18 protein-coding genes and 1 pseudogene are annotated in these 21,172 nt (G+C 65.5%); 5 read left to right on the top strand and 14 right to left on the bottom strand.

Annotated features, from left to right (window positions below):
• Positions 1 to 41: 41 nt before the first annotated feature.
• Together DFR49_RS19660 and rimO are read right to left on the bottom strand one after the other, a co-directional pair.
• The gene (locus DFR49_RS19660; RefSeq protein WP_119037425.1) at positions 42 to 830 is read right to left on the bottom strand and encodes an IclR family transcriptional regulator; all 789 of its coding nucleotides are present in this window, start codon (positions 828 to 830) and stop codon (positions 42 to 44) included.
• 74 nt (positions 831 to 904) lie between these two features.
• A complete protein-coding gene (gene rimO, locus DFR49_RS19655; RefSeq protein ID WP_119037424.1) occupies positions 905 to 2,236 on the bottom strand; it encodes a 30S ribosomal protein S12 methylthiotransferase RimO in 1,332 nt (443 codons plus the stop codon).
• A 53-nt stretch (positions 2,237 to 2,289) separates the two neighbouring features.
• Here rimO and DFR49_RS19650 point away from each other — a divergent pair, with 53 nt between their 5' ends.
• Positions 2,290 to 2,838, top strand: coding sequence for a DOMON-like domain-containing protein (locus DFR49_RS19650; protein WP_119037423.1), 549 nt, complete (start codon positions 2,290 to 2,292; stop codon positions 2,836 to 2,838).
• The gene (locus DFR49_RS19645; protein ID WP_119037422.1) at positions 2,835 to 4,031 is read left to right on the top strand and encodes an exo-beta-N-acetylmuramidase NamZ family protein; all 1,197 of its coding nucleotides are present in this window, start codon (positions 2,835 to 2,837) and stop codon (positions 4,029 to 4,031) included. The genes DFR49_RS19650 and DFR49_RS19645 overlap by 4 nt, the downstream gene beginning before the upstream one ends.
• A 1-nt stretch (position 4,032) precedes the next feature.
• On the opposite strand, the gene DFR49_RS22070 is transcribed toward DFR49_RS19645, so the two are convergent.
• The 10 genes from DFR49_RS22070 to DFR49_RS19595 all read right to left on the bottom strand — a co-directional run bounded on the left by DFR49_RS22070 (position 4,033) and on the right by DFR49_RS19595 (position 15,249).
• A complete protein-coding gene (locus DFR49_RS22070) occupies positions 4,033 to 4,428 on the bottom strand; it encodes a histone (RefSeq protein WP_170151071.1) in 396 nt (131 codons plus the stop codon).
• Positions 4,429 to 4,517: 89 nt separating this feature from the next.
• A complete protein-coding gene (locus DFR49_RS19635; RefSeq protein ID WP_119037420.1) occupies positions 4,518 to 5,696 on the bottom strand; it encodes a vWA domain-containing protein in 1,179 nt (392 codons plus the stop codon).
• A gap of 142 nt (positions 5,697 to 5,838) precedes the next feature.
• Positions 5,839 to 6,318 carry a septal ring lytic transglycosylase RlpA family protein gene (locus DFR49_RS22320; RefSeq protein ID WP_245968661.1) on the bottom strand — a complete coding sequence of 160 codons (480 nt, stop codon included), beginning with the start codon at positions 6,316 to 6,318 and terminating at the stop codon, positions 5,839 to 5,841.
• 428 nt (positions 6,319 to 6,746) lie between these two features.
• Positions 6,747 to 7,286 carry a CHAP domain-containing protein gene (locus DFR49_RS19625; protein ID WP_245968660.1) on the bottom strand — a complete coding sequence of 180 codons (540 nt, stop codon included), beginning with the start codon at positions 7,284 to 7,286 and terminating at the stop codon, positions 6,747 to 6,749.
• A gap of 322 nt (positions 7,287 to 7,608) precedes the next feature.
• Complete coding sequence (locus DFR49_RS19620) at positions 7,609 to 8,460, bottom strand: AAA family ATPase (RefSeq protein ID WP_119037417.1); 852 nt, start codon at positions 8,458 to 8,460, stop codon at positions 7,609 to 7,611.
• Positions 8,461 to 8,535: 75 nt separating this feature from the next.
• A complete protein-coding gene (locus tag DFR49_RS19615) occupies positions 8,536 to 9,201 on the bottom strand; it encodes a DUF6975 family protein (protein ID WP_119037416.1) in 666 nt (221 codons plus the stop codon).
• Positions 9,202 to 9,308: 107 nt separating this feature from the next.
• A complete protein-coding gene (locus DFR49_RS19610; RefSeq protein ID WP_119037415.1) occupies positions 9,309 to 10,241 on the bottom strand; it encodes a PAS domain-containing protein in 933 nt (310 codons plus the stop codon).
• Positions 10,242 to 10,733: 492 nt separating this feature from the next.
• Positions 10,734 to 12,770 carry an RNA polymerase sigma factor RpoD gene (gene rpoD, locus DFR49_RS19605; protein ID WP_119037414.1) on the bottom strand — a complete coding sequence of 679 codons (2,037 nt, stop codon included), beginning with the start codon at positions 12,768 to 12,770 and terminating at the stop codon, positions 10,734 to 10,736.
• Between the two features lie 9 nt (positions 12,771 to 12,779).
• On the bottom strand, positions 12,780 to 14,648 hold the full coding sequence (gene dnaG / locus DFR49_RS19600) for a DNA primase (RefSeq protein WP_119037413.1): 1,869 nt from the start codon (positions 14,646 to 14,648) through the stop codon (positions 12,780 to 12,782).
• Positions 14,649 to 14,796: 148 nt separating this feature from the next.
• A complete protein-coding gene (locus tag DFR49_RS19595) occupies positions 14,797 to 15,249 on the bottom strand; it encodes a GatB/YqeY domain-containing protein (protein WP_119037412.1) in 453 nt (150 codons plus the stop codon).
• Positions 15,250 to 15,384: 135 nt separating this feature from the next.
• Between DFR49_RS19595 and carA the strand changes: the two genes are divergently transcribed.
• Positions 15,385 to 16,560: a glutamine-hydrolyzing carbamoyl-phosphate synthase small subunit gene (gene carA / locus DFR49_RS19590; protein ID WP_119037411.1), complete on the top strand. Its 1,176-nt coding sequence runs from the start codon at positions 15,385 to 15,387 to the stop codon at positions 16,558 to 16,560.
• 385 nt (positions 16,561 to 16,945) lie between these two features.
• Positions 16,946 to 17,059, top strand: a pseudogene (locus tag DFR49_RS22615) (carbamoyl phosphate synthase preATP-grasp domain-containing protein); the annotation flags it as partial.
• Here the strand turns inward: DFR49_RS22615 and DFR49_RS19585 are convergent.
• Complete coding sequence (locus DFR49_RS19585; protein WP_170151070.1) at positions 17,046 to 17,453, bottom strand: PIN domain-containing protein; 408 nt, start codon at positions 17,451 to 17,453, stop codon at positions 17,046 to 17,048. The pseudogene DFR49_RS22615 and the gene DFR49_RS19585 sit on opposite strands and share 14 nt — an antisense overlap.
• Positions 17,443 to 17,718 (bottom strand): FitA-like ribbon-helix-helix domain-containing protein, encoded by a 276-nt coding sequence (locus DFR49_RS19580; protein ID WP_119037409.1) that lies wholly within the window; start codon positions 17,716 to 17,718, stop codon positions 17,443 to 17,445. The genes DFR49_RS19585 and DFR49_RS19580 overlap by 11 nt, the downstream gene beginning before the upstream one ends.
• Positions 17,719 to 17,775: 57 nt before the next feature.
• On the opposite strand from DFR49_RS19580, the gene carB reads away from it, so the two are divergent.
• A complete protein-coding gene (gene carB / locus DFR49_RS19575; protein ID WP_119037408.1) occupies positions 17,776 to 21,108 on the top strand; it encodes a carbamoyl-phosphate synthase large subunit in 3,333 nt (1,110 codons plus the stop codon).
• The last annotated feature ends 64 nt before the right edge of the window (positions 21,109 to 21,172 follow it).

Genomic DNA, 21,172 nt, shown 5'->3' with positions numbered 1-21,172 from the left:
TTTCATATGTGCAAAATGCAATCCATGCAAGCGTTCGCGTGTCAGATCCGGTTGTCGCCCTCGGTCAATTGGGTCGAAATGCGGTTCGCCGCCGCGCGGACGGCGGTTGCCGTCTCGTCGGGTGTGGTCGACGGCAGCACCTTCTTGATGTACGGCACCGTCAGCGCCGCCGCCGCCGCGCCGCCGCGCATCACCGGGGCCGAGATGTCGGTGATCCCGGCGACGAAGCGGCTCGGCGTCAGCTCGACCTGGCGTTTGGCGATGGCGCGGGTGTGGACGCGGAATGCCTCGAGCGCGGCCTTGGGAAGCGGCGGATCGAGCAGCTTTTCCCACCGTTCCTGGATGTCGGGCGGCTGGAAGGCGTAGAGCACCGCGCCCGAGGCCGATTCGTGGAGCGCGCGGCGATAGCCGACCCGGACCGAGAAGCCGAGTTGCTCGCTCGATTCCATCCGCGCGATCACCGCCATCTGGCCGCGCGTATGGACCGCGAGGTGGCACGATTGCTCCACCTCGATCGTCAATTGCCGCATGATCGGCAGCGCGATCTCGACGAGGTTCTGGATGCGCGGCTGCTGCATCCCGAGCGAGAAAAGCTGGTCGGTGAGCCGATAGCCGTCGCTGGCGCGGTCCTGCTCGATATAGCCGCGATATTCGAGCACCTGCACCATGCGGAACAGTTCGCCATGCGATCGCTCGAGCCGGTTGACGATCGCGGTCAGCGTCATCGGCAGCGGCTCACTGGCGAGCAGCTCGAGGATATCGAGCCCCTTGTCGAGCGCGGGCGCGCGATAGCGTTGCGGCGCTTCGGCCTCGTCGTCCTTCTTCGCCACCGCTTTCTCCCGCTTGCGTGCGGCGGCGACTGTAGCGCCTTCACGCCGCCTGTGAAGTTGCGATGGTAACGCTCTCAGGCGGGAACGCCGAACAGATCGTGCGCATCGGCGTCCTCGATCGCGACGCGCACGATGTCGCCGACCGCCAGATGGCCCGCGTCGCGCAAATGGACCTCGCCATCGATCTCGGGCGCATCGGCCTCGGAGCGGCCGGTGGCGCCGCCGCTCTCGGCATCGACCGCATCGATGATGACGTCGAGCGTGCGGCCGACCTTCACGGCGAGCTTCTCGGCCGAAATCCGCGCGGTGAGTTCCATCAGCCGAGCGTAGCGCTCTTCCTTGATCTCCTCGGGGACAGGATCGGGAAGCGCGTTGGCGGCGGCGCCCTCGACCGGCTCGAAGCGGAACGCGCCGACGCGATCGAGCTGCGCTTCTTCCAGCCAGTCCATCAGGTAGCGGAAATCGTCCTCGGTTTCGCCGGGGAAGCCGACGACGAAGGTCGATCGCACTGCGATGTCGGGGCAGATCTCGCGCCAGCCCTTGATCCGTTCGAGCACCTTGGCCTCGTTGGCGGGGCGGCGCATCGCTTTCAGCACGCTGCGGCTGGCGTGCTGGAACGGGATGTCGAGATAGGGGAGCACCAGCCCCTCGGCCATCAGCGGGATGACATGGTCGACGTGCGGATAGGGGTAGACGTAGTGCAGCCGCACCCACGGCGCGATTCCGCCGAGTTCACGGGCGAGGTCGGTCATGTGCGCACGCACCTCGTGGCCGTGCCACGTCCGCGGGTGGTGCTTGATGTCGACGCCGTAGGCCGAAGTGTCCTGGCTGATGACCAGCAGTTCCTTCGTCCCCGCCTCGACCAGCTTCTCCGCCTCGCGCAGGATCGCGTCGGGGCGGCGCGAGACGAGATCGCCGCGCAGGCTGGGGATGATGCAGAACGCGCAGCGGTGGTTGCAGCCCTCCGAAATCTTCAGATAGCTGTAGTGCCGCGGCGTGAGCTTGAGGCCGCTTTCGGGAACGAGGTTGAGGAAGGCGTTGGGCGGCATCGGCGCCGCGTCATGGACGGCGCCCACGACGTCCTCATATTGATGCGCCCCCGTAACGGCGAGCACGTCGGGGAAGCGCGCGCGGATCGTCTCGGCTTCCTTGCCCATGCAGCCGGTGACGATGACGCGGCCGTTTTCCGCGATCGCCTCGCCGATCGCCTCCAGGCTCTCCTCCTTGGCGGAATCGAGGAAACCGCATGTGTTGACGAGCACGACGTCGGCGCCGGCATAATCGGGCGACATCTGATAGCCGTCGGAGCGGAGCTTGGTCAGGATGCGCTCGGAATCGACGAGATTCTTCGGACAGCCGAGCGACACCATGCCCACCTTGGGCGGAAGAGGAAGTTGCGTTGCCATGAGAAGTGCGCGCACATAATCGATCGACGGGGGATTTTCCAGATGGAAGCGATGTGCCGGCCTACGATCTGACTCCGCACCCTGATCATCGCGGGAGCGCCGTTCGCAGCATCGCCGTTGATGCCCGGCGCGGTGCCGGTGGCGTGCTGAGGCTCGACTATCGCGTGCGCGGCGCGATCGATGCCGTGCGCTGGCCCGAGCCGGCGGCGCACGAATTCGCTGATCTGCTCTGGCAGCACAGTTGTTTCGAGGCTTTTATCGGTGCGCGCGGCGCGGCCGGCTATCGCGAATATAATCTGTCGCCCTCGTCGCGGTTCGCGATCTACGCCTTCGACGGCCACCGCGACGGGATGCGCAATGCCGCCGACGCGATCGTGACCGGGCAGCATTTCTCGCGCACCGCCGACGAAGCGCGGATGAGTGCGGTGGTGCGGCTCGATGGCCTCGCGCAAGCGCCCTTATGGGAGGTCGGGCTGACGATGGTGATCGAGGAGATGTCGGGCGCCAAGGCGCTTTGGGCGCTGGCGCATCCCGAGGGCACGCCCGATTTCCATGCGCGGGATTGCTTTGTCGCCCGGCTCGCGGCACCTGACGCCCCATGAAGTTCGGTATCGATCGGCTGCTTGCCGACCCCGCCCTGCGCGCTGGCCTTGATGGCAAGCGCGTCGCGTTGCTCGCGCATCCGGCATCGGTGACCGAAGACCTGACGCACAGCCTCGACGCGCTGATGGCGGCGGGGGTGAACATCACCGCGGTGTTCGGGCCGCAGCACGGGGTGCGGGGCGACCTTCAGGACAATATGATGGAGTCGCCCGACTTCACCGACCCGACCTACGGGATGCCGGTGTTCAGCCTCTATGGCGAGGTGCGGCGGCCGAAGCCCGAATGGATGGGCGCGTTCGACGTGGTGCTGATCGACCTCCAGGATCTGGGGTGCCGCATCTACACTTTCATCACGACGCTGCTCTACATGCTCGAAGCGGGCGCCAAGTACGGCAAGAGCGTGTGGGTGCTCGATCGCCCCAATCCCGTGGGCAGGCCGGTCGAGGGGCTGGCGCTGCTGCCGGGATGGGAGAGTTTCGTCGGCGCGGGACCGATGCCGATGCGGCATGGGCTGACGATGGGCGAGTTGGGGCGGTGGTTCGTCGATCATTTCGGGCTCGATGTTGAGTACCGGGTGATCGAGATGGAGGGCTGGGCGCCCGAGGCGGGGCCGGGCTTCGGCTGGCCGGCGGCGCGCATCTGGATCAATCCGAGCCCCAATGCGCCCAACCTCGTCATGGCGCGCGATTATGCGGGCACGGTGATGCTCGAGGGCACGACGCTTTCCGAGGGGCGGGGGACGACGCGGCCGCTCGAATTGTTCGGCGCGCCCGATCTCGACGCGCGCAAGGTGATGGCCGAAATGGAAGCGCTCGCGCCGGAATGGCTTTCGGGGTGCCGGTTGCGCGACATCTGGTTCCAGCCGACCTTCCACAAGCATGTCGGGCAGCTCTGCAACGGCGTGCAGATCCATGCCGAGGGGCCGGGCTACGATCATCATGCGTTCAAGCCGTGGCGGGTGCAGGCGCTGGCGTTCAAGGCGATCCGAACGCTCTATCCCGATTATCCGCTGTGGCGCGATTTCCCGTACGAATACGTGCTCGACAAGCTCGCGATCGACGTGATCAACGGCGGGCCGGGATTGCGGGAATGGGTCGACGACGAGGCTGCCGAGCCGGGCGATCTGGACGGCGCGGCGACGGCGGACGAGGCCGCCTGGGCCGAAACGCGCCGTCCGTTCCTGCTCTACTGATTCACGATTTCGCGGGCGCCTTTTTGGCCGCGGGCTTGCGCGCGGCGGGCTTCTTTGCCGCCGGCTTTTTCGCGGGCGATGCCTTCCTGGCCGTCGCGGGCTTGGCGGGCGCTTTCTTGCCGGTCACCTTCGCGCGGACCTTGGGCGAGGCGGCGGCTGCCGCCGCCGCGCCGGCGACCACGGCCGCGCCGACCGCAGCGGCAGTCTTGCCGGGATTGGCCATCGCCTTCTTCTCGGCGGATTTGGCGGTCTTCGACGCTGATTTGGCGAGCGATTTCGCCTTTTCCGAGACCTTCTTCGCGGTCGCTCTGGCGGTTTTGCTGGCATTGTCGACGGCCTTGCGCGCCTTCGACTTGAACGTGTCGTCGTTGCTGGACGGGGCCTTGGCGTGGGGCATGGCTGACTCCGGGATGTGCGACATGGCTGCGAACTCCTACCTGTTCCGATACAACCGGAACGGGCGCGCAATGTTCCCGCGCAGACGGCTCATCGCTTCCGCGTCAACTCGCGCATTGCGTCGTCGAGCCCGCCAAGCGTGAGCGGGTACATGCGATCGTTCATCAATTCGCGGATGATCCGAACGCTCTGCGAATAGCCCCATTGCGGCTGCGGCACCGGATTGAGCCACACCGCCGATGGATAGGTGTTGGTGAGCCGGCGCATCCACACCGCGCCCGATTCCTCGTTCATATGCTCGACCGAGCCGCCGGGATGCGTGATCTCATAGGGGCTCATTGAGGCATCGCCGACGAACACGAGCTTGTAGTCGTGGCCGAATTTGTGGAGCAGTTGGGCAGTCGGCGTACGCTCGGTGAAGCGGCGCTTGTTGTCCTTCCGCACGCCTTCGTAGGGGCAATTGTGGAAATAGAAGAATTCGAGGTTCTTGAACTCGCTCGTCGCGGCCGAGAACAGTTCCTCGCAGAGCTTGACGAACGGGTCCATCGAGCCGCCGACGTCGAGAAACAGCAACAGCTTGACGGCATTGTGGCGCTCTGGCCGCATGCGGATATCGAGCCAGCCCTGCCGCGCGGTGCCTTCGACCGTGGCGTCGAGATCGAGTTCGTCGGCCGCGCCCTCGCGTGCGAAGCGGCGCAGGCGGCGCAGTGCCAGCTTGATGTTGCGCGTGCCCAGTTCGCGGGTGTTGTCGAGGTTCTTGAACGCGCGCTGGTCCCACACCTTGAGCGCGCGCTTGTGCGTGCTCTCGCCGCCGATCCGCACGCCTTCGGGATTGTAGCCCGAATTGCCGTAGGGCGAGGTGCCGCCGGTGCCGATCCATTTGTTGCCGCCCTGATGGCGGCCCTGCTGTTCCTCGAGCCGCTTCTTGAGCGTCTCCATGATCTCGTCCCACGAGCCGAGCGCTTCGATCGCCGCCATTTCCTCGGGCGTGAGGTATTTCTCTGCAACCGCGCGCAGCCAATCGGCGGGGATGTCGGGAGTCTCGGTGCCGTAACGGGTGGCGACGCCCTTGAAGACCTTCGCGAACACCTGATCGAAGCGATCGAGCAGGCCTTCGTCCTTCACATAGGTGGCGCGGGCGAGGTAATAGAATTGCTCGGGGCTGCGCTCGACGACCTCGCGGTCGAGCGCCTCGAGCAATGTGAGATGCTCCTTGAGGCTGGCCGGGATGCCGGCGGCGCGCAGCTCATCGAGAAGGTTCAGGAACATGCCGCTGCGCGCCTGCGAAGTGGAGAAAGTGGAGAGTGTGGGACGATCTTCTCCATGTCTTCGGAATCGGTCCTTGCCAGCCCTTCTCCCTAGGGTCAGGATCTATACCGGAATTGGAGGCTGTAGGACAGCCAACCCCCAATCAATACCCCGCCTGGCGAAGCTGGTTGCGCCAGAAGGCGAGTGAACTGGCGGGGGCATCGGGGCGGGGGGCGGCAGGCTTGCCGTCGCGCAGGCGCTTCTTGTCGCGCTCGGGCGGATCGACGATGCGCACGCGCACCGGCGCGGTGCCCGCCGCGCGGATGCCGAGTTGTTCGGCCGCGCCCTTGCTCAGATCGATGATGCGGCCGCGCGCGAAGGGGCCGCGATCGTTGACGCGCACGAGGATCGTGCGCCCGGTCTGGAGCGACGTGACCTCGACATAGCTGGGCAACGGCAGCGTCTTGTGCGCAGCGGAGATGCCCTTCGGACGAAATTTCTCGCCGTTCGCGGTCATGTTGCCCGATTCGCTGCCGTACCAGCTCGCATAGCCGAGCATATCATAGCGGGGATCGGCGGCCGGCGTGTAGGTGGTGCCGCGCACCGTATAAGGGCGGCCGATCTTCACCGGCGTGTCGCTCACCGGCTTGTAGCCGCCCGCGCAGGCGGCGAGCGCGGCGACGGCGAGGAGGGGGAGGAAGCGGCCAGCGCGGGCGACGAGCGACGTGAGGGGCGCCCTTCGATCGCCATTTCCGTTATGCCGGCCCTGTCCCGGCGGCGATCGCGGGGCAGGAGCCGCGCCCTTACTGTTCGTGGCGCGTTGGACCCCGGAACAAGTCCGGGGTGACGGAAGGGGGATGCTGCCAGGACCGTTGCGATCCTGGTCGCCAGGTGTCGTGCCCCAAATCCGCATGTCCGCCTCCCCGATAGCCGAGGTGCGGGTGCCACAGCGCGCGGGGCGGTGCCAAGGGGTTTGCGAGGACCTGTGGTGCTGGGCTCGTCGAAGCACTGCCTGCCGGGGTTGCTGTCCGTGGAGGCGGACAGCACTTCGACCAGCCCAGCGGATTGCGGTCAGTTGCGCGCGTAGGCGTCGATCAGCGCGGCGACGAAATCGGGGTCGCGGCCGGTAAGCTCGGCGGCGGCGCGGGCCTTGTGGACGGTTGCCGGCGCATCGCCGGCGGGCGCGGGATAGATGAATCCCGACACCGGATAGGTCGAGCCGCCGAGGCCGTCCATGTCGCGATACCAGACTCGGACCTGGCTCCAGTCGTTGCCCGGCGAGACATCGTAGAGCGTCACGTCCTGTTCGGCATGGCCGCGCTCGCCGTCGATGCGCGACCAGTTGGCGTGCGTCACCATCGCGACGCGGGAGTCGACGATCCGGCTGATCACCGCGACGTGGCCGAGGCGGAGCTTGGGCGATCTGGCGAACACGATCACCGAGCCGATGCGGGGCGTGTGGCCGCGCTGATAGCGGTCCTCGGCCTGGCCCCACCATGTCCAGGCGTCGCCATAGATCTGGATGCCCGAGGCCGCGCGCGCGAACGGCACGCACTGGCCGACATAATCGAGCAGCGAGCTGGCGCCGACCGGACGGGTCGGAATCGCCATCGCGAGCGCGATCAGCACAGGAAGGCGAATCGGGGGGATACGCATACGAACACACACTGACTCAACCACATGGGAAAATGGTGAGCGGAAATAGTTAACGAAAAGTTAATGGTTTTTTGTGAGGCGGCACCGGCACGATGCGGCGATGCTTGATCCACCTCGAGCGGGTTGCGTAATCCCGTTCGTGCTGAGCTTGTCGAAGCACCGTTCTTGTTGCGACGTCGGAAAAAGAACGGCCCCCTTCGACTGCCTGCCAAGGCAGGCGCTCAGGACAGGCTTCGACAAGCTCAGGGCGCACGGTTCAGGTTTAACGCCCGCCGCTCTAACGCCCGCCCTGCCGCCGCGACATGAACGCGAGGCGTTCGAACAGCATCACGTCGGCCTCGTTCTTGAGCAGCGCGCCGTGAAGCGGCGGGATCGCCTTGGTGGGGTCGCGATCCTGCAACACCTCGAGCGGCATATCCTCGTGGAGGAGCAGCTTGAGCCAATCGAGCAATTCGCTGGTCGAGGGCTTCTTCTTGAGCCCGGGGACATCGCGGACATCGTAGAAGATGTCGAGCGCCTTGCCGACGAGCAGCTTCTGGATGCCGGGGAAATGGACGTCAATGATCGCCTGCATCGTCTCGCGGTTCGGGAAGGCGATGTAATGGAAGAAGCAGCGGCGCAGGAACGCGTCGGGCAGTTCCTTCTCGTTGTTCGAGGTGATGACGACGATCGGGCGTTCGGCGGCGCGGATCGTCTCACGAGTTTCGTAGACGTGGAATTCCATCCGATCGAGTTCCTGAAGGAGATCGTTGGGAAACTCGATATCGGCCTTGTCGATCTCGTCGATCAGCAGCACGGGCGGGGTGGGGGCAGTGAACGCCTCCCACAATTTGCCCTTGCGGATGTAGTTCGCGATGTCGTGGACACGCTCGTCGCCGAGCTGGCCGTCGCGTAGCCGGGCGACCGCATCATATTCGTAAAGCCCCTGCTGCGCCTTGGTGGTGGATTTGATGTTCCATTCGATCAGCGGCGCGCCGACGGCCTGCGCGATCTCATGCGCGAGCACGGTCTTGCCGGTGCCGGGCTCGCCCTTGACGAGCAGCGGGCGGCGCAGCGTGACGGCGGCGTTGACCGCGACCTTGAGGTCGTCGGTCGCGACGTAATTGCTGGTGCCTTCGAAGCGCTGCATATCGCGGTCCCGATCGTTTCGACTATCGGGTACGGCCATAGAAGCTGGGCCGGGGGCCGCGCAAGCGGGCGCGGATCAGGCGCGGTCGCGGGCGGCGGCGCGCGATTCGAGTAGGCCCCACAAACCGCGATGCTGCGCCAGCACCTGTTCGGTGCCGAACAGGATCGCGCGTTCGACCGCCGGTGAGGTGAACGCCGTCGCCAGCAACGTGGTGGTATCGGCCGCAATCGGGAGCGTGCCGGACGCGATGTCGATCCCGAAGCGTGTGGCGGCGAGATCGAGCAGGTCGCGGATCGCCGCCCAATCGAGCACGAGCGCGACCGCCGCGCCGATCGCGCAGCCGGTGCGGTCCGATTGTGCGAGCGTATCGAGGGCATGCGCCTGCGCCACGATCGCGGCTTCCGATTCGGCCTGGCCGGGGGTCGAGGGCAGCGGCCCCGCGGCGGCGACGAGGCGGACCAGATAGGCGCGCTCGGTGACGAAGGCCTGCGCCGCCTCGGCGAGCCAGGCTTCGGTCGAATGGCCGGCATCGTGGGCGTGCGCGAAATCGACGACGCCGGGATGGCGCCCGTGGAGCAGGCAGATCGCATGGACCGCGTCGATCACGTCGCGCAACGGGGCGGTGGGCGTCAGCAGCGCGCGATACGCGGGATGCGCGGCGGTGCCGTCGGCCGCGACGAGCGCGGGCACGGCCCGCCACGGGGCGCTGGAACTTGCGAACTGGGCGGTCTCCACCGTCATCGAATCCTTCCCTGAAGCCGTGCCTGCCACCTGCGATCGGCAGGCGTCCACACGTCTTCGGCCCGAGTTCTATACCGAAGCGCGTAAAGACAGGGTTAGCGCGCCGTTCATCCTGTCGCTTCGGCGCTCATCGGGGGCGATCCGTCGACGATCATATAGCGTGCGGAGACGAGCCCCTGGGGCGTGTCTGCCCGTGCAAGCGCGAGCGTGACCGGCACCGGCTCGGCGCCGTGGCGCAGCAATGTCGTCGCGATCCGCGCGCGGCGCGACTGTTCGAACACCGAATCGACCGCGGCGTTGACCGCGGGGCGGTCGGCGACATCGACGATGCTGGTCAGCCGCATCCCGCGCAATTGATCGCTGGCGACCCCGACCAGCGTCGCCAGCGCGTCGGGCGCGCCCTCGATCAGCCCGCGCGCGGTGAGGCGGCCCGTCGCGACCCGCCCGCTCGCCTCGCACAAGGCGGCGAGCCCGTCGGCGCTGGTGCGCGCGGCGGCGAGATCGTCGGTCAGCGACATATCGTCGAGGAACAGCGCGACCCCGCGATCGAACGGCGCGAACCGCGCCTGTAAGCGCCGGTTCGCGAACAGCCCCGATTCGAAATCGAACGTCTCGCCGACCCCGGTATCGCGGACCCGGGCGGCGGCATCGGCGAGCAGCGTACGCCGCGCCTGGGGCATGATCGCATCGAGCGGGCGCCCGATCGCGTCGCGCTCGGAGACGCTCAGATAGGCGCGCGCGGCGGCGTTGATGCCGGTGATGACGAGATCCGAATCGAGCACGATCATCATGTTGCGCATATGATCGAGCGTGATGTCGTGGAGCGCCGCCAGTCGCGCGTCGCCCGCATCATGATCGGCTTCGTCGGCGAGGTTGGACAGCAGCGGTATCGATATCAGCGCCCAGCGCGGGTTGCCGTGGTGGAGGACGAAGACCGGCCGCTCGCTCGCGACATTCTGCCAATGGCCGAAGCGGCGGACGAGTTGCGACGCCGAGACGCGATCTGCGGCGCGCAGCGCGCGCATGGTTTCGATCGACATGATAAACCCCTCTGGACGCGCCGGTTTTTGGCGCGAATCGAGGCGTAGCGCGGGCGATGCCGGTGGGCGTGCGGAGGTACCTCCGCTTCTGCGGTGATGATCGCTGTGATTCGCGGTTCGATGAGGAAATCGCGGCTCCAATTGGCACCGGAATGGACGAGATCGCTCGCCAATAGCGTAAGGCCGCCGTCGTCATCGGTTAATTGTGTGACGGAAGCGGTGCGAATCCGGCCCCGATCCTGCGTATTTTGCGTGATCGGACGGAGAAGATGGTTATCGTCGGCATAACCGGCCGCGCGCCATAACCGGGTCATCGTCGAACCGGGCCGACCGATCGAGCGCCCTGATCCGAAAGGCCCGGTTCGACGAACCACGATGCAGGCGGCATCCGTCCCCGCGGGCCGCGTGCAGGGCGCTCGTTTCCGGCTCCATCCACCCGGGAAAGGGCGATTGCCCCGGCAGGGTTCTTGCGAAACCTGCCGGGGCGTATCCTTATTGATCGAGGAAGCTGCGCATCTTGCGGCTGCGGCTCGGATGCTTGAGCTTCCGCAGCGCCTTGGCCTCGATCTGACGGATGCGCTCGCGCGTCACCGAGAATTGCTGGCCGACCTCCTCGAGCGTGTGATCGGTGTTCATGCCGATGCCGAAGCGCATTCTGAGCACGCGCTCCTCGCGCGGGGTGAGGCTGGCGAGCACCCGCGTCACGGTTTCCTTGAGGTTGGCCTGGATCGCGGCATCGACCGGGATCACCGCGTTCTTGTCCTCGATGAAATCGCCCAGATGCGAATCCTCCTCGTCGCCGATCGGCGTTTCGAGGGAGATCGGCTCCTTGGCGATCTTCATCACCTTGCGGACCTTTTCGAGCGGCATCGACAGACGCTCGGCCATTTCCTCGGGCGTGGGCTCGCGGCCCTGCTCGTGGAGGAACTGGCGGCTGGTGCGGACCAGCTTGTTGATCGTCTCGATCATATGGACCGGGATGCGGATCGTGCGCGCCTGATCGGCGATCGAACGCGTTATCGCCTGACGAATCCACCAGGTCGCATAGGTGCTGAACTTGTAGCCGCGGCGATATTCGAACTTATCGACCGCCTTCATCAGGCCGATGTTGCCTTCCTGAATGAGATCAAGGAATTGCAGGCCACGGTTGGTGTATTTCTTGGCGATCGAGATCACGAGCCGCAGATTGGCCTCGACCATCTCCTTCTTGGCGATCCGCGCTTCGCGTTCGCCCTTTTGCACCATGTTGACGATGCGGCGGAATTCGGGGAGCGCCATGCCCGTCTGCTGCGCGATCTCGGCGATCTCGGTGCGGATGCGATCGACCGAATCCCCTTCGTTCTCGACGAACGCCTTCCACTTCTTGTCGAGGCTGCCGACCGAATCGAGCCAATGCTCGTCGAGTTCGTTGCCGATGTAGCGATCGAGGAAATCCTTGCGCGGCACCTTGTGGCGTTCGGCAAGCCGCAGCATCTGGCCGCCGAGCGCGGTCAGCCGCCGGTTGTACGAATAGAGCTGGTCGACCAGATATTCGATCTTGGCGTTGTGGAACTGGACGCTCTCGACCTCGGCGGTGAGTTCTTCGCGCAGCTTCTGATATTTGCGCTCGTCGGATGACGACAGCTCGCTGCCGGCCGCCATCGCGTCCAGCCGCGCGCCCTCCATCCGGGAGAATTTCTTGTAGATCGCGGTGATGTTGGCGAACTTCTCGAGCGCCTGCGGCTTGAGCGTCTCCTCCATCTGCGCGAGGCTGAGCGTATTGTCTTCCTCGTCGTCGTCGGTGGGGCGCTTGGCGCGCCGCTCGGTCATCGAATCCTCTTCGTCGTCGGACGATTCCTCCTCGACATCGTCTTCCTCCTTGTAGGAGGGGCCGGCGGTCTTTTCCGAAATCTCGCCGTTGTCGTCGCCGTCCTCGTCGTCCGACAGGCTCTCGGGCGCCGGATCCTTGGAAAGCATGGCGTCGAGATCGAGGATTTCGCGGAGTTGCATCGCGCCCTCGTTGAGCGCGTTGGACCATTCGATGATCGCGGTGAAGGTGATCGGCGATTCGCACAGCCCGAAGATCATCGTGTCGCGGCCCGCCTCGATGCGCTTGGCGATCGCGATCTCGCCTTCGCGGCTGAGCAATTCGACCGCGCCCATCTCGCGCAGGTACATGCGCACCGGATCGTCGGTGCGATCGACGGTTTCCTTCTTCTTGGGCGCTTCGGGCGGCGCAGGCGTGCCGTCGCCGGCGTCGACCGCCTCGACCTCGTCGTCATCGTTCTTGTCGGGCTCGCCGTCTTCGCCGGCTTCCTCGTTCTCGACGATGTTGATGCCCATCTCGTTGATCGCCGACATGACGTCTTCGAGCTGATCCGAGGACATCTGATCCTGCGGCAGCGCCTCGTTCAATTCGTCATAGGTCAGATAGCCGCGCTTCTTCGCCCGCGCGAAGAGCTTCTTGATCGACGCATCGTTGAGATCGATCAGCGGCGCGTCGCTCGGTTCGTTCGTCTCGGCCGCGTCCGCCGTATTCGCCTTCGCCATCAATTGCCCTCAAGCATCAAGAGTTTCGTCGTCTTCGTCCGCCAGCACCAGATTTGCAAGACGCTCGCGGAGCGCTGCTTTCTCCCGTACCAACGCATTCTGTCGCGCAAAGGCTTCCACGGTCCCTTCAGCCTTCAGCGCCGCGGTGGCATCGGCAAGCGCCTGATCCACCTCCGGCCCTGCCGCGAGCACCGCGATCGCCTCGTTCAGATCGGCCGACGCGCGCAGTGCATCGCCCGTCTTCCGAGTGAACGAGAAGGGCAGGGTGTCGGCCCTCAGCAGATCGCCGGCCACCGAGTCAAATCCGGACTTCGCCAATATGGTAAGCAGGTTCGCGCTATCAAGCGCCTGATCTTCGAGCGCAAGATCGACCACCGCTTCAAACAGGCGCCCGAGCGCGCCGCCCGCAAGCCTGAGCGACCCCAGCACCTCGACATGCCGCGCGATCTCGGCCGGATGGCGGATCAACCCGGCCAGTACCGCGCGGGCGAGGATGGGGTCGATGCCCTGCGCGTGGACAGCCTTGGCCTGATGCGTCACCGGGAGCGGTGGCGGCACCCAGCGGCCGTTCCTGCGCTGACCGGGCGTGAACGGACGGTTGGCGCCGAACCGGCGGGGCGGGGCTGCGAATTGTTCGTCGAAGCGGCGGCGGAAATCGGCCAGATATTCCTGACGGACGTTGCGATCGACGATCGTATCGGCGCGTTCGGTGAGGCGCTGGCGAAGCCCCGCGCGTTGTTCGGGTGTGTCGAGCGTTTCGGCGGCCAGCTCGTGCGCCCAGAGGCGCGAGACCAGGGGTTCGGCCTCGTCGAGCAACGCCTCGAAGGCGCGGGCGCCGCGCTGACGGACGAGATCGTCGGGGTCGAGCCCCTGCGGCAGCGTCACGAAGGCGAGGCTGCGGCCCGGTGCCAGCATCGGCAGCGCGCGCCCGGCGGCACGGATCGCGGCCTTTTGCCCCGCCGTGTCACCGTCGAAGCACAGGATCGGCACGTCGGTGAGGCGCCACAGGCGTTCGAGCTGCCCCTCGGTAAGCGCGGTGCCGAGCGGAGCAACCGCTTCCTCGATGCCGGCCTGCGCCAGTGCGATCACGTCCATATAACCTTCGACCACGAGCACGCGGCCGGTCTTGCGGCTGGCCGGTGCCGCGCGATCGAGATTGTAGAGCGTGCGCCCCTTGTCGAACAGCGGGGTTTCGGGGGAGTTCAGATATTTGGGTTCGCCATCGCCGATGATGCGGCCGCCGAAGGCGATCACGCGGCCGCGCGGATCGCGGATCGGGATCATCAGGCGGCCGCGGAAACGATCATAGGGCTCCTTGCCCTCGACCTCGATCAGCAGGCCGGCTTCGACGAGCATCGGATCGCCGTATTCCTTGAGCGCGGCTTTGAGCTTCCCGCGCGAATCGGGGGCAAAGCCGAGGCCGAACGCCTTGGCGATCGCGGTCGAGATGCCACGGCGTTCGAGGATGTTCCGCGCCTCGGCGCCCGCGATGCCGTTCAGTTGCTGGACGAACCAGTCGGCGGCATCGCTGCTCGCCTCGTGCAGCCCCCTGGCGCGCTCGGCGCGTTCGGCCGCGCGCGGATCGGGGGCGGGCATCTCCATGCCGGCGGCCTGCGCCAACTCCTTGACCGCATCGATGAACGGCAGCCCGCGCTGATCGGTCATCCAGCGGATCGCATCGCCGTGCGCGCCGCAGCCGAAGCAGTGGTAGAATGCCTTGTCGTCGTTGATGTAGAAGCTTGGCGTCTTTTCGTTGTGGAACGGGCAGCAGCCCTTGAACTCGCGGCCCGCCTTCTGAAGCTTCACCGATTTCCCGACCAGCGCGGACAGCAGGGTACGGGCTCGAAGCTCGTCGAGGAAGGCAGCCGAGAGACTCATGGTGCGGCCATTATAATCGTATGCCGCGTACGCGATGAAATCGCAATGCGGGGCGCGTCAGGAAAGGGCAGGAGAGCGTTGGTCGCCTTTGTCCATGACAAGCCCTCCCGCAGGCGGGAGGGGAGGAAGGTCGCGCCGCCCGGCCATTTCAGCCCAGCGCCGCTTTTACCAGGCCGCTCGCCTTCGACATATCGAGTTGCATCGCGTGGCGGGCCTTCAGCGCGGCCATGACGCGGCCCATGTCCTTCATGCCCGTGGCGCCCAGTTCGGCCTTGATCGCCTCGATCGCGGCGCGGGTTTCGACTTCACCCATCTGTGCGGGCAGGAAGCGCTCGATCACCGCGACCTCGCGGGCCTCCGCCTCGGCGAGTTCGGGGCGGCCGCCCTTTTCGTAGAGTTCGATCGATTCGCGGCGTTGCTTGACCATCTTCTGCAACACCTCGACGACGAGCGCGTCGTCGTCGGTCACCGGCGCCTGCGTGCGTACCTCGATATCGCGGTTCTTGATCGCCGACTGGATCAGGCGCAGCGCCGCGGTGCCCTCTTTGTCGCCGCCTTTCATGGCGGTCACCAGCGCAGCCTTGATATCGTCGCGAATCATGTTCCGGTCCCTCGGGTAAAGCTGGCGGATAGACCGACCGGCGATATTTTAACAGGATTGACGCGGGGGCGTCACGCGCTTAGCGGGTGGGCCTTAGCGACATCGCCAACCTCAAGCTTCGGAGTGCCCGCCATCATGGCCGACGCCAAACCTACGCCTGCGCCCACTGGAGCGACGGGGGTATTGGTTCTGGCCGATGGCACCTTGATCTGGGGCAGGGGCTTCGGCGCCGAGGGACAGGCGGTCGGCGAGGTGTGCTACAACACCGCGATGACCGGCTATCAGGAGGTGATGACCGATCCCTCTTATGCCGGGCAGATCGTCACCTTCACTTTTCCGCATATCGGCAACGTCGGCACCAATGCCGAGGATGTCGAGGCCGACAGCCCGCACGCGCTGGGCATGATCGTCCGCGAGGATGTGACCGCCCCGTCCAATTTCCGCAGCATCGAGCCGCTCGGCGCGTGGATGAAGGCGCATGGCCAGATCGGGCTCGCGGGGATCGATACCCGCGCATTGACGCGGCGGATGCGCACGATCGGCGCGCCCAACGGGGTGATCGCGCACGCGGCCGACGGGCAGTTCGATCTCGATGCGCTGCTCGAGCTGGCACGCGACTGGCCTGGGCTGGAGGGGATGGACCTCGCCAAGACCGTGACGACTGCGACCGATTACGATTGGGAAGGCGGCGTCTGGCGGCTGGGCTTCGGTTATGAAAAGTCAGGCGAAGGTGCGGCCAACGCGCCCGCCCGCCCGCATGTCGTTGCGGTAGATTATGGCAGCAAGCGCAACATCTTCCGTAATCTTGTTAAGGCTGGTGCTAAAGTTACGGTGGTGCCGGCGACGACGAGCTTCGAGGCGATCATGGCGCTCAAGCCCGACGGCATTTTCCTGTCGAACGGCCCCGGCGATCCTGCCGCGACTGCCGAGTATGCGGTGCCGGTGATCCGCAAGTTGCTCGACGCCAATCTGCCGCTGTTCGGCATCTGCCTCGGCCACCAGTTGCTGGGGCTGACGGTGGGCGCGCGGACGATCAAGATGTTCCAGGGGCATCGCGGCGCCAACCATCCGGTCAAGCGGCTGTCGGACGGCGTGGTCGAGATCACCAGCATGAACCACGGCTTCGCGGTCGAGCGCGAGAGCCTGCCCGCCCACGCGCGCGAGACCCACGTCTCGCTGTTCGACGGCTCGAACGCCGGCCTCGAACTGACCGACCGCCAGGCGTTTTCGGTGCAATATCACCCCGAGGCCAGCCCGGGCCCGCAGGACAGCTTCTATCTGTTCGAGCGGTTCGTGGGGATGCTGGGGTGATGAGGGCGTGGCTTAGGCCTTTCGCTGCAGGCGTAGCGACTTCTACCGCTATCTTTGTCGCAGGTTGGATAGTGCAGCAAACCATAGCTAGCCCTCAAACTATGGTGCTTGAATATAGGTGGAATACGGGGCCCGCTACTTGGCCCGAAACCGGCGTCGATAACCCCGCGCCTCATGCTCGGAGTGTTGGAGAATATGCCGGTGAGATAGCGGCTCGCTGCAATATCGCTGCTTGGACCATGACGGATAATCTGAACACGACTGATGTCGATGAGACCGCTCAAGTTCGGTTTGATCCGGACCGAGTGAGCACAAAGAGCTTTAATTGCCTTACTTCGTACGTTCGGCCGCCTTTCGTTCGTCTATATCTCGAGAATAAAAAATAATGCCCAAACGCACCGACATTTCCTCCATTCTCGTCATTGGCGCGGGGCCGATCGTTATCGGGCAGGCGTGCGCGTTCGATTATTCGGGGACTCAGGCGATCAAGGCTGCCAAGGGTTGATGATGTCGGCGCCGGATTGGGACATTTCAGCCACGTTGCGCGTTACAAGCGGCACGCCCAGACTCATTGCGTGCGCCGCGATGAGCATGTCGCGCTCTCCGAAGAGTTGGCCGGCTCGTCTAAGGCGGGCGCGCAACTGCCCCCAACTGGCCGCCGCAGAATCGTCGAAATCGACGATCCGGCTGCCGAGCCGCACGAGCACATCGTCGTGGAACGCCTGTAGATCGCGCTGCCGCGCGCCCTGTGCAAGCGCAATCCCGTATCGAATTTCACCGAGAACGATGGTCGACAACATACAACGGTCGAAATTCCGGATCATCCAGGCATCGACCGCGGCATCTGGACGCTTGCGGGTCAGCTCACTCCAGACATTGGTGTCAATCAGCACCAAAAATATCCTCGTCGTCGTCGATCGCCTTCTCAAAGTCGAACGCCCCTTCGCCGGCGCCGTTCGCCGTCGCGATAAGATGTCGAACGAACTCCGCCCCGCTCATCGCCTTGATACGCGCGGCATGATCGTCCTTCTCATCGGCATAAGCCCGTTCGAGCAAGGCGCGCAGTTCGGCCTCCAGCGAACGCCCGTTGGCCGCCGCCGCCAGTCGCGCGTTGCGTTTCACCGCATCGTCGAGGTTGCGGATGGTCACGCTACCCATCGCCCTTCTCCCGTGATTGCAATGCAATCAATGTATGCAATGAGAGCGTCGTAAACAATGCCTAAACGCACCGACATTTCCTCCATTCTCGTCATTGGCGCGGGGCCGATTATTATCGGGCAGGCGTGCGAGTTCGATTATTCGGGCACGCAGGCGATCAAGGCCTTGAAAGAAGAGGGCTATCGCATCGTCCTGGTCAATTCGAACCCGGCGACGATCATGACCGATCCCGAGCTGGCCGACGCGACCTATGTTGAGCCGATCACGCCGGAGGTGGTCGCCAAGATCATCGAGAAGGAACGGCCCGACGCCGTCCTGCCGACGATGGGCGGGCAGACCGCGCTCAACACCGCGCTCGCGCTGTTCGAGGACGGCACGCTGGAGAAATACGGCGTCCAGATGATCGGCGCCGATGCCGAGGCGATCGACAAGGCCGAGGATCGGCTCAAGTTCCGCGAGGCGATGAGCAAGATCGGCCTCGAAAGCGCGCGCTCGGCGATTGCGCACACGGTCGAGGAGGCGCTGGCGGCGCTCGATCATACCGGGCTGCCGGCGATCATCCGGCCGTCGTTCACGCTGGGCGGCACCGGCGGCGGGGTCGCGTACAACCGGTCCGAGTTCGAGGAGATCGTGAAAAGCGGGCTCGACGCGTCGCCGACCACCGAGGTGCTGATCGAGGAATCGCTGCTCGGCTGGAAGGAATATGAGATGGAGGTGGTCCGCGACCGCGCGGATAATTGCATCATCATCTGCTCGATCGAAAATGTCGATCCGATGGGGGTCCACACCGGCGACTCGATCACTGTCGCCCCGGCGCTGACGCTGACCGACAAGGAATATCAGGTCATGCGCAACGCGAGCATCGCGTGCCTGCGCGAGATCGGCGTCGAAACAGGCGGTTCCAACGTCCAGTTCGCGGTCAATCCGGCGGACGGGCGGCTCGTCGTGATCGAGATGAACCCGCGCGTGTCGCGATCATCGGCGCTGGCGTCGAAGGCCACGGGGTTCCCGATCGCCAAGGTCGCGGCCAAGCTGGCGGTGGGCTATACGCTCGACGAGATCGAGAACGACATCACCGGAGTGACCCCGGCGTCGTTCGAGCCGACGATCGATTACGTCGTCACCAAAATCCCGCGCTTTGCGTTCGAGAAGTTCAAGGGCGCCGAGCCGTTGCTGTCGACGGCGATGAAGTCGGTCGGCGAGGTGATGGCGATCGGGCGCAACATCCACGAATCGTTGCAGAAGGCGCTGCGCGGGCTGGAGACGGGGCTGTCGGGCTTCAACCAGGTCGATGCGCTGGTCGGCGCGCCGCGCGAGCAGATCGAGGCGGCACTGGGGCGGCCCACGCCCGATCGGCTGCTGGTGGCGGCGCAGGCGCTGCGCGAAGGCTTCACCGTCGCCGAGGTGCACGCGATCGCCAAATACGATCCGTGGTTCCTCGAGCGGATCGCCGAGATCGTCGCCGCCGAGGACGAGGTGTGCCGCGACGGGTTACCGCAGGATGCGGGCGGCATGCGGCGGCTGAAAGCGATGGGCTTCAGTGACAAGAGACTGGCGTATCTTGCGCTGAAATCGGCCAATCTCGCGGGCAACGAGCGCGGGATCGCGCGCGGATCGGGGCTGATCCACGAGGCGGTCAAGGCGATGACCGGCGGCGTCACCGAGGCCGAGGTGCGCAGCGCCCGGCACAAGCTGGGCGTGCGGCCGGTGTTCAAGCGGATCGATACCTGCGCGGCCGAATTCGAGGCGCGCACGCCGTATATGTATTCGACCTACGAGGCGCCGAGCTTCGGCGAGCCGGAGGACGAGGCGGCACCTTCAGATCGCAAGAAGATCGTCATCCTTGGCGGCGGGCCGAACCGGATCGGGCAGGGGATCGAGTTCGACTATTGCTGCTGCCACGCCTGCTTCGCGCTGGAGGATGCGGGCTTCGAGACGATCATGGTCAATTGTAACCCGGAGACGGTGAGTACCGATTATGATACGTCCGATCGGCTCTATTTCGAGCCGCTGACCGCCGAGGACGTGCTCGAGATCCTCCACGTCGAGCAGTCGACGGGCGAACTGGTGGGCGTGATCGTGCAGTTCGGCGGGCAGACGCCGCTCAACCTCGCGCGCGCGCTGGAGGCGGAGGGGATTCCGATCCTCGGCACCTCTCCCGACGCCATCGACCTCGCCGAGGATCGCGAGCGCTTCGCGGCGCTGGTGAACAAGCTGGGGCTCAAGCAGCCCGCCAACGGCATCGCGCGGAGCCGCGACGAGGCGATCGCGGTCGCCGAGCGGATCGGCTATCCGGTGCTGATGCGCCCGAGCTACGTGCTCGGGGGGCGTGCGATGGAGATCGTCGACGGCCGCGCGCAGCTCGAGGAATATATCCAGACCGCGGTGCAAGTCTCTGGCGATGCGCCGGTTCTGATCGATCAATATCTGCGCGACGCGATCGAGGTCGATGTCGATGCGATCGCCGACGGCATCGATGTCGTCGTCGCCGGCGTGCTCCAGCATATCGAGGAAGCGGGCGTGCATTCGGGCGACAGCGCGTGTTCGATCCCGCCCTACAGCCTGCCGGCCGAGGTCATCGCCGAGATCGAGCGGCAGACGCACGCGCTGGCGCGCGCGCTTTCGGTCAAGGGGCTGATGAACATCCAGTTCGCGGTCAAGGCGGGCGAAGTCTATCTGATCGAGGTCAATCCGCGCGCCAGCCGCACGGTGCCCTTCGTCGCCAAGGCGATCGGCGTGCCGGTGGCCAAGATCGCCGCGCGGGTGATGGCGGGCGAAAAGCTCGCCGACCTGCCCGCGATCGACTGGCGGATCGATCATGTCGCGGTGAAGGAGGCGGTGTTCCCCTGGGGCCGCTTCGCCGGGGTCGATCCGGTGCTGTCGCCCGAGATGAAGTCCACCGGCGAAGTGATGGGGATCGATCGCGATTTCACCGCCGCATTCGGCAAGTCGCAGCTCGGCGCGGGCGTGGTGCTGCCCGAAAAGGGCACGGTGTTCGTCAGCGTCAAGGATAGCGACAAGCCCCAGATCGTGCCCGCGGTGAAGATGCTCGCCGATCATGGTTTTGCGATCGTCGCCACCGGCGGCACCGCCGATTACCTGATCGAGCGCGGGGTTTCGGTCGAGCGCGTGAACAAGGTCGCGCAGGGGCGCCCGCACATCGTCGACCGGATCAAGGACGGCGGCATCGCGCTGATCTTCAACACGACCGAGGGGTGGCAGAGCCTCAAGGATTCGCAGCCGATCCGTGTTGCGGGCGTCGCGCAGAAGATTCCCTATTTCACCACCGCTGCGGCAAGCGTCGAAGCGGCGAAGGCGATCGTCACGCTCGCGACGCGAAACCTTGAAGTACGCCCTTTGCAATCCTATTATTTGCGGTCGCACAACTGATCCCCCCGACAGTGCCAAGGACGTGCGGGCGAACCCCGGGGTTCGCTTGGATCGGGGATGTTTG

Origin of the sequence: Hephaestia caeni, from assembly GCF_003550065.1 — a bacterium.
Taxonomy (GTDB): Bacteria; Pseudomonadota; Alphaproteobacteria; order Sphingomonadales; family Sphingomonadaceae; genus Sphingomonas; species Sphingomonas caeni_A.
Note: the sequence above shows the minus strand (reverse complement) of the source record. Positions and strands in the feature narration are given on the sequence as shown.